This window comes from Streptomyces sp. GL_140 (genome assembly GCF_057834465.1).
This window is the reverse complement of record NZ_CM174404.1, coordinates 8,376,721-8,391,939: the sequence shown is the minus strand read 5'-3', so window position 1 is coordinate 8,391,939 and position 15,219 is coordinate 8,376,721. Positions and strand designations below refer to the sequence as shown.

Genomic DNA, 15,219 nt, shown 5'->3' with positions numbered 1-15,219 from the left:
GAGTGTTCCGGCCTCCCTGGGCCGTCAGGCTGGGTCTACCACCCGCTGACGACGGTAGGGAGTGACCCGTGACCAGCCGCACCATCAGCTACGCCCGCGGCGTGCTCAGCATCGACACCCCGGACGATCCGCACCTCGGTACGGCCGAGATGGTCGAGCCGAGCGCCGACCTTCTCGACCGCGCCCAGGCGGGGTTCGCACGGTTCAACGGCATGGATGAGGACGCCTCCCATGCCTGAACCCGGAGAACACCTTGCCCATCCGCTCCTGAATCAGCAGGTCCGTGACGTCGCCTCCGGTACGGAGGGCACGCTCATGGCTGTGGTTTATCAGGAGGTCCGCCGCTTTGCTGGGGACCCCGAGTACGCACCGATTGCCTACGTCCGGATGAAGTCCGGCATCGAGCTGTCGACCTCGGAGCGGAACGTCGAGGCCATCGGATGACTGGTCTGCCGCAGCAACTCTGCTACGTGCTGATCGTGCTCGGCATCCTCTCCGCCATCGTCATCGGTACTGCTCGCTGAACTCCCGCTCCGGCCGCGCATCTTGCCGGACCACGACCGGAGCGGGCCCACCTCCCCATCTGACCGAGGAGGCACCACCATGAGTACCACTCTCGACACCCCACAGACCCTCAAGTTCGCTTGGCTGGAGGTCACCGGCTTCTGCAACGAACGCTGCGACCACTGCTACGCCGACTCCGGGCCCGACCAGGGCCACGGCACGATGACCGTCGCGGACTGGGTGTCCGTCATCGACCAACTCGCCGACATGGGCACCATGGACGTCCAGTACATCGGCGGCGAGCCCACCCTCTACCCGCACCTGCCCGAACTGATCGCCCACGCCGCCAGCCGCGGTCTCGGCGTCGAGATCTTCTCGAACATGACGCACATCCGGCCCGAGGTCTGGGAAGCCATCACCGAGCACGGCGCGAAGCTCGCCACGTCGTACTACAGCGACAACGCCGCCGAGCACGACTCGATCACCCAGCTCCGCGGCGCCCACCGCAAGACCCGGGCCAACATCGAGCGCGCCGTGGACCTCGGGATCCCGATCCGGGGTGGAGTCGTCTCCCTCCGGGAGGGCCAGCGCGCCCTGGAGGCCGTATCCGATCTCCAGGGCATCGGCGTGCAGCAGGTCGGTGGCGACCGCATCAGGGCGTTCGGCCGGGGCAGTGCGGGCGCCCGCCCGCAGATCAAGGACCTGTGCGGTCACTGTGCCCACGAGAAATGCGCGGTCGGACCGGACGGCGCGGTCTGGCCGTGTGTCCTCGGACGGTTCATCGACGTCGGCAACGTCCGCGTCGAGCCCCTCGCCGATATCTGGACCGCCGAGCGTCTGGCCCTGGCGCGCGCCGACATAGCCGCCGTCCACGGTGCTGGCGCGGCCGCGTGCACGCCGCCGCAGTTCCTGCCGATGTGCGGCCCCTGCGGCCCGTGCGTCCCGTCGGTCGGGCACTGCGACCCGGAGGAGGCACCTCTCCTCCCCGCTACGATCACGACCACCTGACCCCCTATGAGGAGGACTGATGGACCCGCACGGTGACCACATGCTCAGCTGGCCGGCCCCTCCCGGAAGCGAGCGGACCGAGGAGCAGTGGGCGACGATCGCCGGGCAGGTCCGGCACGCCGCGAACAAGTTGGGCGCCCCGTTGCCGCTGTGCATGCCCAGTGAGCCGCAGCAGTGCGGGCGGTCCGCGCAGCAGCATGCGCTGGCGTGGGCCGCCGAGCTCAAGGCCCGGTCGCATTATTTGATCGAGGCGTACGCACCGTCGGTGGAGGCTGCGAGTTACGCAGCCGGCCCGCTGTACAAGGAGCGGTTGGCTGCCCTGCGGTCGCCGTCCTCATGAGACCGCCCCGGCCGGCAATCCCCCCGTCGGTCGGGGCTACTCGCGCACGAGGTGCGCGAGCGGAAGGCCGATGGCATCAGCAACGCGGATGAGCGTGTCGAGGCGTGGAGAAGCCTGGCCCTGCTCGATGCGGACGTAGTTCGACCGCTGGATTCCCATGCGCAGCGCCACGCCCTCTTGGGTCAAAGGAACATCCCCGCAGGCGCGGGGTCGACACTTGCTGAACTGGTGCTTTATCTGACTGGGCGGCTGTTTTCATTTGGTTGGCTTCGGGGGCGGGCGGAGAGGGCCAGTCCGTCGAAGTCGACGGGCTGCCAGCGGTCCCGAATGCGGCAGCTGGGGTTGCCGACGAAGACGCCGACGCTCATCTCGACCATCCAGCGGGTGAGGTGTCCGCGGAGGCCTTCCGGGGCGGCGACAAGAATGATGTCGGTCGTGAGGCGGGCTCGGCCTTGGTGGTTTCGGGTCCAATGACCGCGATGTGGTTCTCACTCATTTCGTAAGCCGAGAGGTCTCCGCGGCCCGCGTAGTTGGTGCCGCCAGGGACGGCGCCATCGTCGTCCCACAACAGGTCCGTGTCTTCGAAGTCTGTTCCTCCCGAGGTAAGCTTGACATATAACCTCTGGCGTCGACCGTTGAACTGAACTGGGCAGACGCCGGTTGGGTTCCGTCCCTCCGAGCTCCTATCAGTCGTCCTACGCCTCCTGCTCGGCGACTTCGGCTCTTGAGAGGCGCCATCGCATGGTCTCCGCCTCGCTACGGGCCTTCTCCTGAAGCTCCGGCGTCGGGTCGGAGCGATCCGCGGCAGCTTCGGAGGCTTCGGTCCAGGCACGCAGGACTTCGATGGGACGCTGATGCCCGCAGTCGACCTCGTTGCCCGAATGGTCGTAGACGGTCGCCTCGTAGCCGGTGTTCACCCACACGCTGGCGCCCTGGTCGTGGAAGACGACATCGAATGGTTCTTCGTCGGGGTCGGTGTCCTTGGGAGTGGCCGTGACGATCGTGAATTTCTCCTCGGGCTTCATCCAGTAGTCCTCCCCCCATGGTTCAACCCAGATCCCGAGGGTCTTCTTGGTGTCGTTGCTCAATCTGATCTTCGGCATAACGGCAGGGTAGGTCGCCTTTGTCGGGCTGCGGAGCGGTCCGACATGGCCTATCCAGCGCGTCTGGGTTTCGTGCCGACCCTGTGGTGGGCGGGCCGGATGTAGGGCTCGCCGGTGGCGAGGACGCGTCCGACGTCGTAGCGGGTGGCGGGCTGTCGGTTCTTCGAGCCGGGCGGGCGACGGGGGCCGGGGCGGGTGGGTTTTGGTGCACCGGCTGGTGTGCCCGGAGGCTGTCGCACGACTTCCTCCGGCCCGGAGTCAAGAGCTCGCGCTCACTGGTGCCCCGTCCCGGTCCGTCGCCCGCACCCTCGGCCAGGCCCACGAGACCCTCGCCGCCGCGACCCCCGCCGAACCGGCGACCTGCACCGGCCCTCTGTGCGCCGGATACAGCGAGAACCGGCTGATGGCCCAGAGCGCGATCTGCCACCGCGACGCCGGACAGCCCCAGCAAGCGGTCACCCTGCTCCGCCAGCACCTGGCCGAGGGCGCGTTCGCCACACGGGACCGGGCCTTCTTCACCGCCCACCTCGCCGGGGCCCTGGCCGCCGCCGGACAGCCCGACGACGCCGCCGCCACCGGGCTGTCCGCACTCCAGCTCGCCGCGGTCCCCGGCTTCGGCCAGGCACTGGGCGAACTACGGCGCACCGCAGGTGAGCTCCGCCCGTACGCACGGCGGCCCACCGTGCGTGAGCTGCGCCGGGCCTTGACCGCCCTGCCGGTCTAACCGGCGAGGAAGCCGCAGACTTTCTTGATCACGGCGGCCTGCCACACCTGGGTCTGCGGATCCGCATACTGGGGGTCCTCGCGCACGGCGAAGCCGTGCTGCGCCCCGTCCAGCTCCATCAGCTCGGCCGGCCCCCCGAACACCGGGAGGTAGCGGCGGGAGGACTCCACCGGAACGAACGTGTCCTTCGTCCCGTGCACCAGCAGGGCCGGGGCCCGCACCTGGCGCAGATAGACGTCCGGGTCAAGGTAGAACACCTCGTTGTGCAGGGCCCGGCCCAGCTCCCACGGGGACTTCTCCGTGTAGCCACGCTCGTCCAGGTCCCGGGCGGCGGACGCGGTGATGTAGTCGGCGTCGAAGTACGGGCGGCTGGTGACGTACCGCTCCCGATAGTCCAGACGCGGATTGAGCAGCACCAGACGGTCCACGTCCTGCGGCCGGTAGGCCGCGTGCAGCGCGGCGGCACCGCCGGAGAACGAGGCCGCGATCACGTGCACCGGCCGGTCCACGCCCGCCTCGGCCCGCAGGTGATCACTCGCGGCCCGGATGTCGTTGGCGACTCCCGCGATCGTCACCTCCTCGGACCGGCCACCGCTCGCACCGTGCGCACGCAGATCGAACCGCAAGCAGCGCACGCCCTCGCGGGCGAGCCCGGCGGCGAGCCGGGTGAAGAACCCGCCCTCCTGCCGGGTCACCCCGGCACCGTGCACGAGGACGGCCGCTCCCACCGCCGTGCGCTCGGGCACCGTCAGCGTTCCCTTTAGCGCAGTGCCGTCCAACGATCCGAACGCGACGTCCAACTCAGAGGTCATGGACAGATCGTAGAGAACACGCTCACCGGGGACGAGGGCGCAGAAGGATCCGCGGTTGCACGCGATCGAGCGGCTGCTTAGTCCTCGGTGACGGTTCGGGCTGCGGCGAGCAGCCTCTGCTCCGTGCGCTGGCCGACCTGGTAGCGCTCGGCGATCTCGGCGGTGGTCACCTGTTCCAGGAGGAGAAGGGCGGCTACCTCCGTGACGCGGGGGTCGTGCCGGTGGCGCGGGGAGCGGTTGCCGGGGTCGCCGGGCTGTCGGCCGGGGTTGTGGTGACGCTGGTCAGCGGAGTCGCGGCGGGCTTCGCCTCACAGTCCCGGACTCCCGAACCCTGTGAGGCCGAGCCAGCCGACACGGCAACGACAGTCAGCCACCCAAGCCCGTACTCCATGGCCTGGCCCGCTGCGTGCTGCGCACCTGACGTGGTGACGCTCAGGCCCAACTCCAGGAAATACGGGCGGCACCGTTCCTCTCGGGACTGCCGTTCCCCCCGGGACTGCCGCCCTGGCCGCCTGCGCCGCTGCCATCGCCCAGCTGGTTGTAAGCCAGACGGGAATCGCCGTCCGAGCACGGTTCGTAGATCGCCCCCCAGGGATAAAGACTCGCGCCCTGACCGCCGCCGCCACCACCACCACCGCCGCCGTAGCCCCAGCCGACACCGTCGTCGCCGCCGACCCCGCCGGCCCCGCCCGAAACGCCGGGGACGCCGGCGGCGCCAGCACCGCCGTTGCCGCCGGCCCCGCCGGCTCCGCCGGCGGTGTAGGCATTCCCGCCACCGATGGTGCCGTTGCCGCCGGAGGAGCCAGCGTAGAAGCCGGCGTAGCCACCACCGTTGCCGCCAGCGCCGCCAGGGCCTCCGGCGCCGCCGAACTTCCCATAGCCACCGCCGTTGCCGCCGGCGCCGCCGCCGCCCCCTCCTCCGGCGATGAGGTTGAACGCGTTGCTGTAGAAATAGGTGCAGTCGCCCGGGGCACCGATATGGACGCCGCTGGCACCTGGTACTGCGGTGGTTATCAGTGTGATATAGGCACCGTGGCCGCCCTCGCCGCCGGTGGCGCCGTGGCCGTCGTTGCCGTTACCGTTACCACCAGGTCCCCAAAGTTCGAGGGTGATCCGATTGGCTTCGTCGGGGATTGTGAATCTGGGGTCGCCCGGGTCGGTACACAGGGCCCCGCCATTACCCGGGGCGGTGACCCCGCTGAGGATGACTTCGCACCAGTTGGTGTTTTGGACGAAATAGCCAATGTCCTGGTACACGCCGTCCGGCTTCGCGGCGGTGACGACGTTTGTGGTGGCGGCCCAGGCGATGCCGTTGGTGAAGTCGGCGGTAAGACCGCTCCACGCGGTGCTGATAGGGACGGGATACTGGCTTTTGTCCCACTGGTAGTTGTCGTCAGCGACCGGTACGCATTGGGAACCATCGAAGAACCAGATTCTATGGTCATCCAGGGAGTACAGGGCAGCATCGATCGAACCGAACGCAAACACCTTCCCATTTCCATCACCGGAGTCGTAGCCGAAGACATCCTTGATGGAGCTGGTGAAACCCTGGGTCTTTAGCCGGCTTCCCGAGGGGTTGTTGATGGAGAAGGTGATGCAGTTCCCGCCCTGGAAGAGATAGACAGTGCTCACATCACCCAGGCACAGGGCGGCATCGACGGGCTTGCCGGCGTCCAGGAGGTTGCCAGTGCCGCCGTCGCTGAACAGGTCATACCCCCCGACCAGGTCATGCAGCGAGTGCGTGTCAACGGGCTGATCCCCCCACCAGGGCGCCGAGTCCCACTCATAGCGGTCACACATGACCTGTTGACTGTGGCCCGTCCCGTACAGGCAGTACAGACCAGGCAACCAGCGCTCACTGCCAGCGAACGGCGTATCAACAGCAGGGGCAGAGAAAGCCGCTAAAAGATTTCACGAGTAACACTCCTTTGGTAACCGGCCCCGCTTGACCAGCGCGTCCGTGACACCCTGGGAAGAGAGGCCAGGAGACAGGCGTCTCCCTTCTATCCGGGTTGTAGTCATGCCCGGACGGCTTCCCCTCGGCACATGGGGAAGCCGTGCACTTCTCCCCGACAGACCCAGGTGAGGTGACTCCCTTCATGTCACCAGGGCCAGGGCGACTCCGTTGCTCAATTGCTGGTCACGCGGTGAGTTTGGCCGCCGCCCGCCCGCTGCCTCCGGCTCCGGTCCCGGTGTCCCTGCCCCGGCCGGTGAGGCGCTGGGGACGCACGTATGTCGCGAGGCCGCGGCCCCGCCACGGCGCATTGGGCAGAGCGCGACGTCGTCCTTACTGCCGGGGCTCGCAGCGAGGGGTATCAGGCATCACCTGGCCTAGAAGGGAGGTGACGCCGGGTAGGTCGCGGGCCATCTGACGGATCACCGGCTTCGGGTCCGCAGCCCGGTACGCGGCAATCGCTCGCTGCCGCAACTCGGGCGGGTACTTCATCTGAGCAGCCATGACAAAGGCTCCCCTCTCATGGCCCATCAGGCCATCTCCGCAACCTTCCGCATCTCGGGGGAACCTCAGCTTGCCACGCGCCGCGTCAGCAGCGTGTTGCCCTGCGCGTCCATGACCAGGGTGTGGTGGTGGGTCTTGCCGCAGTCGGTTCCCGCCCATATCCGGCTCATCGCTCTCCATCAGGTCGTGTCTGCAGTACGCACCACGGACGACCTCGCCGGCATTGCCTTACACAGCGACTTGTTCGCACTTCCCAATCAGCGGCCCGGTCGTCGTGGGGTGCCGGGCGGCGAAGCATCTGAAGCCACGGAGGGCAGCCACTTGTCAGCCACACCCAGCACCCCTGGGTGACCCAACCCTACGAATGGCTCGGTCAACCCGTCCAAGAACGTAAGGCCACTTGTCACCCGGTCGCGGGCGTCGTCGGCGCAACGCGTTGGCGTAGGCCTGGCCGGAACTCCCCGCACCAGCGCCGGACCGTCTCGTAGGAGACGGTCACGCCCCGCTCCAGCATCATCTCCTCGATCTCGCGGAAGCTGAGGGGGAAGCGGAAGTACAGCCGCACAGAGTGCGAGATGACCTCCACCGGATACCGGTGATTCCTGTGCGACGGCACCACGTCGGACACAACGGCCCCTCCCCGGACACGACAACCTGAAGATCACCCCACCCCCGGCCAGACAACGTGACAATGCCCAACCACGGCATCAAAGAGCAGTGCACGGCGACAGCTCTTTAGGATTCCTTTACTAAAACATGCGAGGGGAGTCCGATTCTGGGCGACTAATCATTAGATGTAATACCGCACCCACCTGGCGGCGGAACGCGGACCTACCTGAATACCCGCTGGAAGCGTGGGGATGCCGACGCCGGACTCTCGCCGGGAAACCTGGGCGGTGGCCTGTATCGCGGTGGGATTAGTAACGCCCGCTCAAAGGCCCTGCCAGGCGATGGCCGCAAGTTCTGGCACGGTGGTTTATTGATCACGCCTGCCAGGATGGCGTGGCCGGGGGCTTCGAGGTCGGCTGCCGCCTTCCTGGCTGTCCAGGAGATGAGGTTGGCGAAACGCTGACCCTCAAATTGCCCAGTCCCGCAGCGAACCTACTGAACCGCCGCCACGAACCACTTGTGCAGCCCACATTCGCTAACCATGACCAGCTTTAACTGAGCGACATTGAGTCAATTTCCCTGCGGATAAACGATGTTGCGGTCCCGCAGGTCCCGATGTCGGCCGTGGGCATCTCGCGTCTTAGCCGGAGTGCTATCCAGACTGATCGACAACGGAGGGAACCCATGCGAAAGACTAACATAATATCTGGGATAATTTTAAATTTGGCCATTTTAACTCTTTTTTCCATTCGTGGCGAACCCGCTTCGGCAGCAGCTCCGGCGTGCGGGACGGATCGAATTATGAACATCGTTGCCCACGAGGATGACGACCTGTTATTCATGAGCCCGGACCTGCTGCGCGACGTAAGGCAAGGCGCTTGTGTCACTACCGTCTACCTGACCGCAGGGGATGCCGGGAAAGATGCAACCTACTGGGATGAGCGTGAGCGTGGCGCAAAGGCCGCCTACGCCAGGATGCGGCAGACAGCCGACAATTGGAGTGACGCCAAGGTGCCACTTCCCGATCGAACCCTCTCCATGTCGACTCTGCGCAACAACAGCCAGATCTCGCTTGTTTTCCTTCGGATTCCCGACGGATTTCGCGGCTCGGGATCGCCGCGATACCACCGGCAGAGCCTGCAGAAGCTCTGGGAGGGATCTCTCGCTGATGTCACGTCAGTCGACGGAGAATCCTCGTTCAGTAAGGTCGGGTTGCTGCGGACGTTGCAACAACTCATGGAGTATTTCCGCCCACTCGACATTCGCCTGCAGGATTACAAGGGCAGAATTGGAGTGATCGATGGTAATGACAGTGATGGCGACCATCATGACCATCACGCTGGAGCATTTTTCGGAGTTGAAGCGCAGAAGAGTTACCCGAGCGCTCACAGCGTCACCGGGTACCGGGGATATCCAATTTCCAGAAATCCAGTGAACGTTTCGGGCCGCGACTTAACCGAAAAAGTGGCGGCGTTCTACGCTTACGCTGAGCACGACAACGTGGTCGACTGTCACGACGACTATTCTTGCCACCACAGTGCGGCTAACCCGGCGAAGCCCTCAGTATATGAATCATGGCTCCGCCGGCAGTACACTGTGGAGAAAAATTCTGTTGGTACTGAGATCCGCGGCTATGGGGAAAAATGCCTTGATGTGCGGGATGCCAGTACCGCCAATGGGACGCCCGTTCAAATGTGGGACTGCGCCGGCGTAGCCAATCAGCGATGGACGCTGACCAGCGATGGTCGCATCGTTGGCTATGGGAAAAAGTGCCTTGATGTGCGGGATGCCAGTACCGCCAATGGGACGCCCGTTCAAATGTGGGACTGCGCCGGCGTAGCCAATCAGCGATGGACGCTGACCAGCGATGGTCGCATCGTTGGCTATGGGAAAAAGTGCCTTGATGTGCGGGGTGCCAGTACTGCCAATGGGACGTCCGTTCAAATGTGGGACTGCGTCGGCGTAGCCAATCAGCGATGGACCCTCGGAGTGACCGAGCGGATGACCTCCCTCTCCTGAGCTTGCTCCGCTTTGACGGACACCTTTGGTGTGTTGGTCAGGCCGCCAAGCCGGTTTCGTATTCGGCGGGACTGCGGTAGCCGAGGCTGCTGTGGAGCCGGTGCAAGTTGTACCAGCTCTCGATCCACTCGAATATCGCGGTGTGGGCGGCGGCCCGGGTAGGCCAGGGATGGGCGTCGCCCAGCTCGTTCTTCAGCGTGGAGAAGAACGACTCCGCGAGAGCGTTGTCCCAGCACTGGCCGGTGCGACCTACCGACAGCTTGATTTTGAACTGTGTTGCCAGTAGGGCGAGTTAGCGGCTGGTGTACTGGGCATCCGCGGTCGGAATGGAAGATCACCGGGCCGGCAGGGCGGCGGGTTCGGCAGGCGGCCGTGAGGGCATCGGCGACGAGTTCGGTTCGCAGATGGTCGGCCGTGGCCCAGCCGACCACGCGGCGGGAGGCGATGTCGATGACGGTCGCCAGGTAGAGCCAGCCCTCTTCGGTGGCGATGTAGGTGATGTCACCGCACCAGCGGGTGTCGATGGCGGCGGGGTCGGGCTGGAAATTGCGAAGGACCAGGTCAGGGCGAGTGCTTGCGCGTGGATCCGGGATCGTGGTGCGGTGTGGTCGCCTTCGGGTTCGGCCTTCGAGTCCGGCCTGGCGCATCAGACGGGCGACCCGGCGGCGTCCGCAATCGGTGCCCTCGCGCTTCAGGACGGCATGGACGCGCGGGGCACCGTAGGTGCCGAGAGAGCGCTGGTGCACGATGGTGATCTTCTCGGTCAGCTCGGCGTCCCGCACCTCGCGGGGCCCGGGGACGCCGGTGCGGCGAGCGTAGTAGGCGGTCCGGGAGACCTGGAGCAGTTCACACGCCCGCTTGACGTTGTGACCTGCGATTTTCTCCGCCTCGATGAACGGGTGCACCGTCACCGGGTCTCCGTCGCGAAGAAAGCCGTCGCACGCTTGAGGACCTCCACGTGCTCCCGCAGCCTGCGATTCTCCCGCCGCAGCGCGGCCCGCTCCTCACGTTCGCCGCTGGTCAGGCCGTCCTTCTCACCGGCATCGACCTGGGCCTGGCGGACCCAGGAACGGACCGCGGTCTCGGTCAGGTCGAAGTCCTGGGCGACCTGACCGACCGACCGGTCACCACGCCGGCACAGCTCAACGATCTCGGCCTTGAACTCCGCCGTGAACGAGCGCCGAGGTCGCGCCCTCTTCTTCCCCATGCTCTCCATGATGAACATCATCCTTCCGGGGCCCAAGCCCCTGATCTCCGATGTCCGTCAAAGCGGATCAAGCCCAGTGGTCTAGGTGGGCAGCCGGGAGGACAGCAACGGAGCGCTGTGGCTGAGCCAGCCACGACCACGGCGCTTGACACTCTCGACTCCAACCGTGCGGTGAGGACTCGCCCCCTGCACAGCCGAAGATCGGCGTTTCCGCAGGTCGCATGGGCTGCTTGCGGCATCGCCGCCTAATGGGTCCTCAAGCATCTGCCCTCTGCCGACGACGGCCCGCAGCACCGCGGCCGGACTGACCGGGCCTGGTGGTGGCAAGGGGGATGGAGAACGGGAACCGGAGCGCATCCCTCCGGCGGAGTACGCCGGATCAACCGCAGGCATGATCAGGCGTATGCCGGGTTCTGTCTATGCTCGTGGCTTCCGAAACAGACCGAAAAGGAACTTAAAGCATGCGAAAGTCTGTCATCGCTGTCTGTGCCGCATTAGCGGTCGCTGTCACCGCTACTCCGGCGGCCGCGATCATCGGCGGCGAGACCGCACATGACCAATACACGTGGATCGCCGATCTCGGCCATGACCCCGACGGCAGAGGCTGCGGCGGCGGGCTGATCGCACCCCAGTGGGTCGTCACCGCGAAACACTGCATGCCCAGGGCCGAGAGCACCGGAAAGATCCGGATCGGTTCCAACGACCGCACCCAGGGTGGTGAAATGGCCGCAGTGGAGAAGACCGTCGGAGGCAACTACGGCGACATCGCGCTGGTGAAACTCTCCTCGAAGGTCAGCGCCACGCCGCTGCGTGTCGGGCCGATGCCTGCGGGCGGCCCGGTCCGGCTCCTGGGCTGGGGCCGTGACGCACAGGAGAACCCCAAGTCGCCTCGGCTGCTCAAACAGCTCGACACCACGGTGCAGGGCCAGTGCGGCGGGGACGACGAGCTGTGCGTCGCGGTCACGAGGACGGCGACCGCCTGCTACGGCGACTCCGGCACCCCGGCCGTCGTGAACGGCGAGGTCGTTGCGGTCACCAGCCGTGGCTCGATCGGCGACTGCGGCGACGCCGGATTCGTCGTCTACACCGCGATCGCTCCGCATCAGGCGTGGATCGACAAGACCATCGCCGCCGGCTGAGGGGAGCGAGGGCGGCCAACGCAAGCACCATACGGCGAACTGCCGGACGGAGGCCACCGACACCTGCTCGGCGAAGGGCACCTTCGAGCAGGCCGTGTTCTCGCAGTACAGGCGGCGTATGGACAAGTCGACGCGCAGAGTTATGCCCTCGAGCGTGACGTCGGGTGTTGTCACGTTGTCGGTGGTGTGATCGTTTGATGGCGCGTCAGGGTGTGCCGAGACCCCGGTAGGGGTGTGGTTCAGGCGGGAACGGGCACACCGGCGGCGCCGGTGATGTGGTTCCAGATCGTGAACCTGATCGTCATTTCGAAGCGGTGGCGCCCGGCGCTCATCAGGTGTCGGTGGGGCCGGAAATGCGGCGAGATCCCCCTAAACGCGGACAGGAACCGCTGTGCCCCGCCGACGCTGCGGAATCCTTTCATCGCGCGTTCGCGCTGGCGGGTGGGCTGGTGGGAGTTCTCCGCCCGGTTGTTCAGGCCCTTGTGCGGTCGGTGTTCGGTCGAGGGCATCACCTCACGCAGGGCGGCCCCGTAGGAGCGGAGCCTGTCCGTGACGATCACCCTCGGCATCTGCCCGGTGGTGGTCAGGAGCCGGCGGAAGAAACACCTGGCCGCAGCCTTGTCACGCCGGTTCTGGACCAGGATGTCGAGGACGTTGCCGTCCGCGCCGACAGCCCGCCACAAGTACTTCTGCACCCCGTTGATCTTGATGAAGACCTCGTCCAAGTGCCACTTGTCACCAGGCCGCGGACGCCGCCGACGCAGCGCGTTCGCGTAGACCTGACCGAACTTCAGACACCACCGCCGGACCGTCTCGTAGGACACGGTCACACCGCGCTCGAGCATCAGCTCCTCGACCTCGCGGAAGCTGGGAGGGAAACGGAAGTACAGCCACACGCAGTGCGAGATCACCTCGACCGGGTACCGATGGTTCGCGTGCGACGGCACCACAGACGACACGACAGGCTTCCTCCCCGGACAGACAACCCGGAGATCATCCCACCCCCGCCCGGACAACGTGACAGCACCGGTCCGTCGGCTCTGGCGATGAAACAGAGTGAAGGCCAAGGATGTGCGGGACGTTCCGGCCGACCCGGTCTACATCAGGACCGCCAAGCGCATCGACTGAGCACCGCGGGCAAGGGCGGCGGCTGCCACGACACCTTCTATGCCGGAGGCAACGGCGCTGCCAACCCGACCGCGAACCCGCCGCCGTCCTCACCATCGCCAACGGCCTCACTTTGATCGCCGCCTACCTCCAGGAATCCCCCTGACGCGGTGAGGGGGGTGCGGGACTCTCGTCGAGGAATCCGCCCGACTGGTGCTGCCACAGCTTCGCGTACGTGCCTTCGCAGGCCAGCAGCTCGTGGTGCGTGCCCTGTTCGACGATGCGGCCGCGGTCGAGGACGATGAGCCGGTCCATGTGGGCCACCGTGCTCAGCCGGTGCGCGACCACGAGGGCGGTGCGCCCCTCCATGAGACGCCATAGCGCCTCCTGTACGAGGACCTCGCTCTCGGAGTCCAGGGCGCTGGTCGCCTCGTCCAGCAGCAGGATCGGCGCGTCGCGCAGGATCGCCCGTGCCAGTGCGACCCGCTGACGCTGCCCGCCCGACAGCTTGACCCCGCGTTCGCCGACCATCGTGTCGAGGCCGTCGGGCAGCGCGTCGGCGAACTCCGTGACGTGCGCCGCCTCGGCCGCGCGCCGGATCTCGGCCTCGGTGGCACCGGGCCGGGCGAACGCGATGTTCTCCCGCAGGGTGCGGTGGAACATCGCCGGGTCCTGCGGGACGTACGCCATCAGGTCGCGCAGATCGCGCTGGCGCAGCCTGCTGATGTCCCGGCCTCCGATCAGGATCCGGCCCGCGTCGATGTCCGTCATCCGCAGCAGCAGCCGGGTGAGTGTGGTCTTGCCGCCACCGGAGCGGCCCACCAGTCCGATCTTCGCCCCGCTGGGCACGTCCAGGTCGAGCCCCTCGAAGAGCGGCTCCGCGCCCGCGTGGGCGAAGCCCACCTTCTCGAAGCGCACCTCGCCGGCCCGGTCCGGCTCCGGCACCGGCTCGGGGAGGTGTGGGTCGAGTACGGTCGCAGGCGTCAGCAGCAGCTGCGTGAACTGCGCGGCCTCCGTCATCGAGCTCTCCAGACGACGGTAGATCTGGTTGAACTCGAACATTATCCGGGTGGCGTTGGAGAAGTACGTGAACGCGACCACGACCGCCTCCACCCCGTGCCCGCTTCCGCCCACGCCCTCTCCCCCGCCGCCGCCACTCCCGGCGATCGTGACGGCGATCAGCAGGCCCAGCGCGTTGGTCACGACGGACATCGGTGCGACCAGGGTGTCAATCCGCAGGTTGCCGTAGTCCCACGACCGCAGCGTGAGCGCGCGCGACTGCGCGACCCGGGACCGGTGCTCGGCCGCCTCACGCTCCTCCGCAGCGAACGCGCGGACCGTGTCCATGTTCATCAGACTGTCGGAGACGTGCCCCGACACCCGGGCAATCGCTTCCTCGCGCCGGGCAACGAGCGCCTGGCGGCGCCGGATCAGGGGCAGTACGCACACCCCCGTCACCGCGATCATCGCCAGGAGCGCCACGACGAGCAGCGGTTCGTAGTGCCAGAGCACCACCGACCCGAAAAGCAGCGGTACGAACCGGCCCACGACCGAGAAGGTCAGCGCGTCGACGAACTCCTCGAAGCGGGAGGCGAAGCTCAGCACCCGCTTGGTCAGCGACCCTGCGAAGTTGTCGTGGAAGAACGCGGCGTCCTTTGCGAACAGCTCGTCCATGCCGACGATGTACAGCCGCTCGATACCGAGGGCGTCGAGCCGGTTCAGGCAGTGCAGGCCGAGGCGCCACGCCGCCTCCGAGAGCAGCAGGACACCGGCGAAGCCCAGGACGTACGGGAGGCAGGCGCCGAGGCCGAGCCCGGCGCCGCCCGCGATGCGCCCGACCAGCTTCGCGACGACCAGCGGGGCGATGTAGCTGATGCCGATGTTGCCGAGGGCGGGCATCAGCATGGCGGGCGCGGTCAGCCACCGCAGCCGCGCCAACTCCCGCCCGTAGTAGCGGAGTGCGAGGACCACCGGCCCTCTGCCTGGCGGGCCCCCTCGTTCCAGAGACGCTTTCATGGACACCCTACGTATTCACTTGGTTACGGAGATCACAGTCTCCCGCGATGCCGTCCGCGCCGTCCAAGCGTTTTCCGTGTGGGTGACGACCGCCCCGTAACCGGCCGACGGCGGACCCGCCATCCGCCCGGGGAGAACGTCACCGGCAGGGTCAGCGGGCGCCCCGGCTCAGC

16 protein-coding genes and 2 pseudogenes are annotated in these 15,219 nt (G+C 66.8%); 7 read left to right on the top strand and 11 right to left on the bottom strand.

Going from position 1 to position 15,219, the window contains the following annotated elements:
- The first annotated feature begins 68 nt into the window (after positions 1–68).
- The 4 genes from AC3IYJ_RS38620 to AC3IYJ_RS38605 all read left to right on the top strand — a co-directional run bounded on the left by AC3IYJ_RS38620 (position 69) and on the right by AC3IYJ_RS38605 (position 1,852).
- Entirely contained in the window at positions 69–239 is a 171-nt protein-coding gene (locus AC3IYJ_RS38620) for a hypothetical protein (RefSeq protein WP_489399166.1), read from the top strand.
- On the top strand, positions 232–444 hold the full coding sequence (locus AC3IYJ_RS38615; RefSeq protein WP_489399165.1) for a hypothetical protein: 213 nt from the start codon (positions 232–234) through the stop codon (positions 442–444). Before AC3IYJ_RS38620 ends, AC3IYJ_RS38615 begins: the two co-directional genes overlap by 8 nt.
- A 159-nt stretch (positions 445–603) precedes the next feature.
- Positions 604–1,512: a radical SAM/SPASM domain-containing protein gene (locus AC3IYJ_RS38610; RefSeq protein WP_489399164.1), complete on the top strand. Its 909-nt coding sequence runs from the start codon at positions 604–606 to the stop codon at positions 1,510–1,512.
- A 19-nt stretch (positions 1,513–1,531) separates the two neighbouring features.
- On the top strand, positions 1,532–1,852 hold the full coding sequence (locus tag AC3IYJ_RS38605) for a hypothetical protein (RefSeq protein ID WP_489399163.1): 321 nt from the start codon (positions 1,532–1,534) through the stop codon (positions 1,850–1,852).
- Between the two features lie 36 nt (positions 1,853–1,888).
- On the opposite strand, the gene AC3IYJ_RS38600 is transcribed toward AC3IYJ_RS38605, so the two are convergent.
- From AC3IYJ_RS38600 to AC3IYJ_RS38585, 4 genes and pseudogenes are all read right to left on the bottom strand, one after another.
- Complete coding sequence (locus tag AC3IYJ_RS38600; protein ID WP_489399162.1) at positions 1,889–2,038, bottom strand: helix-turn-helix domain-containing protein; 150 nt, start codon at positions 2,036–2,038, stop codon at positions 1,889–1,891.
- Positions 2,039–2,085: 47 nt separating this feature from the next.
- Positions 2,086–2,277, bottom strand: a complete 192-nt coding sequence (locus AC3IYJ_RS38595) for a type I-E CRISPR-associated endoribonuclease Cas2 (protein WP_489403051.1) — start codon at positions 2,275–2,277, stop codon at positions 2,086–2,088.
- 270 nt (positions 2,278–2,547) lie between these two features.
- A complete protein-coding gene (locus tag AC3IYJ_RS38590; protein WP_489399161.1) occupies positions 2,548–2,955 on the bottom strand; it encodes a hypothetical protein in 408 nt (135 codons plus the stop codon).
- 50 nt (positions 2,956–3,005) lie between these two features.
- A pseudogene (locus tag AC3IYJ_RS38585) lies at positions 3,006–3,173 on the bottom strand (NF041680 family putative transposase); the annotation flags it as partial.
- On the opposite strand from AC3IYJ_RS38585, the gene AC3IYJ_RS38580 reads away from it, so the two are divergent.
- The gene (locus tag AC3IYJ_RS38580; RefSeq protein WP_489403072.1) at positions 3,161–3,679 is read left to right on the top strand and encodes a hypothetical protein; all 519 of its coding nucleotides are present in this window, start codon (positions 3,161–3,163) and stop codon (positions 3,677–3,679) included. The pseudogene AC3IYJ_RS38585 and the gene AC3IYJ_RS38580 overlap by 13 nt on opposite strands.
- Here the strand turns inward: AC3IYJ_RS38580 and AC3IYJ_RS38575 are convergent.
- The 3 genes and pseudogenes from AC3IYJ_RS38575 to AC3IYJ_RS38565 all read right to left on the bottom strand — a co-directional run.
- Complete coding sequence (locus AC3IYJ_RS38575; RefSeq protein ID WP_489399160.1) at positions 3,676–4,491, bottom strand: alpha/beta hydrolase; 816 nt, start codon at positions 4,489–4,491, stop codon at positions 3,676–3,678. The two genes, AC3IYJ_RS38580 and AC3IYJ_RS38575, sit on opposite strands and share 4 nt — an antisense overlap.
- A 432-nt stretch (positions 4,492–4,923) precedes the next feature.
- Positions 4,924–6,339, bottom strand: coding sequence for a hypothetical protein (locus tag AC3IYJ_RS38570; RefSeq protein ID WP_489399159.1), 1,416 nt, complete (start codon positions 6,337–6,339; stop codon positions 4,924–4,926).
- 1,006 nt (positions 6,340–7,345) lie between these two features.
- A pseudogene (locus tag AC3IYJ_RS38565) lies at positions 7,346–7,577 on the bottom strand (IS6 family transposase); the annotation flags it as partial.
- A 782-nt stretch (positions 7,578–8,359) separates the two neighbouring features.
- Between AC3IYJ_RS38565 and AC3IYJ_RS38560 the strand changes: the two are divergent.
- On the top strand, positions 8,360–9,577 hold the full coding sequence (locus tag AC3IYJ_RS38560; protein WP_489399158.1) for an RICIN domain-containing protein: 1,218 nt from the start codon (positions 8,360–8,362) through the stop codon (positions 9,575–9,577).
- Here the strand turns inward: AC3IYJ_RS38560 and AC3IYJ_RS38555 are convergent.
- Positions 9,529–10,488 carry an IS3 family transposase gene (locus tag AC3IYJ_RS38555; RefSeq protein ID WP_489399157.1) on the bottom strand — a complete coding sequence of 320 codons (960 nt, stop codon included), beginning with the start codon at positions 10,486–10,488 and terminating at the stop codon, positions 9,529–9,531. The two genes, AC3IYJ_RS38560 and AC3IYJ_RS38555, sit on opposite strands and share 49 nt — an antisense overlap.
- Positions 10,485–10,784, bottom strand: coding sequence for a transposase (locus AC3IYJ_RS38550; protein ID WP_489399156.1), 300 nt, complete (start codon positions 10,782–10,784; stop codon positions 10,485–10,487). Before AC3IYJ_RS38550 ends, AC3IYJ_RS38555 begins: the two co-directional genes overlap by 4 nt.
- Positions 10,785–11,245: 461 nt before the next feature.
- Here AC3IYJ_RS38550 and AC3IYJ_RS38545 point away from each other — a divergent pair, with 461 nt between their 5' ends.
- On the top strand, positions 11,246–11,923 hold the full coding sequence (locus AC3IYJ_RS38545; protein WP_489399155.1) for a S1 family peptidase: 678 nt from the start codon (positions 11,246–11,248) through the stop codon (positions 11,921–11,923).
- Positions 11,924–12,162: 239 nt separating this feature from the next.
- Here AC3IYJ_RS38545 and AC3IYJ_RS38540 read toward each other — a convergent pair whose 3' ends face one another.
- Positions 12,163–12,882: an IS6 family transposase gene (locus AC3IYJ_RS38540; protein WP_489399154.1), complete on the bottom strand. Its 720-nt coding sequence runs from the start codon at positions 12,880–12,882 to the stop codon at positions 12,163–12,165.
- A 292-nt stretch (positions 12,883–13,174) separates the two neighbouring features.
- Positions 13,175–15,046, bottom strand: coding sequence for an ABC transporter ATP-binding protein (locus tag AC3IYJ_RS38535; protein WP_489399153.1), 1,872 nt, complete (start codon positions 15,044–15,046; stop codon positions 13,175–13,177).
- Positions 15,047–15,219: the final 173 nt, after the last annotated feature.

Bases quoted from the DNA above. Each gene is read 5' to 3' on its own strand.
- AC3IYJ_RS38615 (WP_489399165.1), top strand. From the start codon at position 232: ATGCCTGAACCCGGAGAACACCTTGCCCATCCGCTCCTGAATCAGCAG.
- AC3IYJ_RS38610 (WP_489399164.1), top strand. From the start codon at position 604: ATGAGTACCACTCTCGACACCCCACAGACCCTCAAGTTCGCTTGGCTG.
- AC3IYJ_RS38605 (WP_489399163.1), top strand. From the start codon at position 1,532: ATGGACCCGCACGGTGACCACATGCTCAGCTGGCCGGCCCCTCCCGGA.
- AC3IYJ_RS38590 (WP_489399161.1), bottom strand. From the start codon at position 2,955: ATGCCGAAGATCAGATTGAGCAACGACACCAAGAAGACCCTCGGGATC.
- AC3IYJ_RS38575 (WP_489399160.1), bottom strand. From the start codon at position 4,491: ATGACCTCTGAGTTGGACGTCGCGTTCGGATCGTTGGACGGCACTGCG.
- AC3IYJ_RS38560 (WP_489399158.1), top strand. From the start codon at position 8,360: ATGAACATCGTTGCCCACGAGGATGACGACCTGTTATTCATGAGCCCG.
- AC3IYJ_RS38550 (WP_489399156.1), bottom strand. From the start codon at position 10,784: ATGGGGAAGAAGAGGGCGCGACCTCGGCGCTCGTTCACGGCGGAGTTC.
- AC3IYJ_RS38545 (WP_489399155.1), top strand. From the start codon at position 11,246: ATGCGAAAGTCTGTCATCGCTGTCTGTGCCGCATTAGCGGTCGCTGTC.
- AC3IYJ_RS38535 (WP_489399153.1), bottom strand. From the start codon at position 15,046: ATGAAAGCGTCTCTGGAACGAGGGGGCCCGCCAGGCAGAGGGCCGGTG.